Here is an 865-nt window from a genome sequence, read left to right on the forward strand (position 1 = left end):
TTTCTCGGGCCCCGTGCTACTTGGGTATCTCTTAAACGAGCCGTTGATGTTTCAGCTACGGGGGTCTTACCCTCTACGCCGGACCTTTCGCATGTCCTTCGCCTACACCAACGGTTTCTGACTCGTCCTGTCGCCGGCAGACGACAGAAAAGAGATCCCACAACCCCGCATGCGCAACCCCTGCCGGGTATCACACGCATACGGTTTGGCCTCATCCGGTTTCGCTCGCCACTACTCCCGGAATCACGGTTGTTTTCTCTTCCTGCGGGTACTGAGATGTTTCACTTCCCCGCGTTCCCTCCACACTGCCTATGTGTTCAGCAGCGGGTGACAGCCCATGACGACTGCCGGGTTTCCCCATTCGGACACCCCCGGATCAAAGCTCGGTTGACAGCTCCCCGGGGCCTATCGTGGCCTCCCACGTCCTTCATCGGTTCCTGGTGCCAAGGCATCCACCGTGCGCCCTTAAAAACTTGGCCACAGATGCTCGCGTCCACTGTGCAGTTCTCAAGCAACGACCAGCCACCCGTCACACCCTGCCGAAGCAGACCTTTACCGGGGCCGGCGCTAGAAGGGCGAGCAACGCTCGCACCCTCAGACACCCAACAGCGTGCCCGGCCCAGCCATTCAGGACTCACGTTCCACGCCGAAGCAGTACTAGTGATCCCTCACAACTGTGCCGAATAGTCAACGTTCCACCCATGAGCAACCGTGCGAGTCATTCGCTCGCAGTCGGCTATATGCTCCTTAGAAAGGAGGTGATCCAGCCGCACCTTCCGGTACGGCTACCTTGTTACGACTTCGTCCCAATCGCCAGTCCCACCTTCGACGGCTCCCTCCACAAGGGTTGGGCCACCGGCTTCGG

General features: G+C 59.7%; 2 rRNA genes. Both read right to left on the bottom strand.

The annotated features are described in order from the left end of the window. Positions 1-479 (bottom strand): 23S ribosomal RNA (locus LUZ64_RS36735); the annotation flags it as partial. 272 nt (positions 480-751) lie between these two features. After that, positions 752-865: ribosomal RNA gene (locus LUZ64_RS36740) — 16S ribosomal RNA — on the bottom strand; the annotation flags it as partial.

The organism is Streptomyces albireticuli, assembly GCF_021228125.1.
Classification (GTDB): domain Bacteria; phylum Actinomycetota; class Actinomycetes; order Streptomycetales; family Streptomycetaceae; genus Streptomyces; species Streptomyces albireticuli.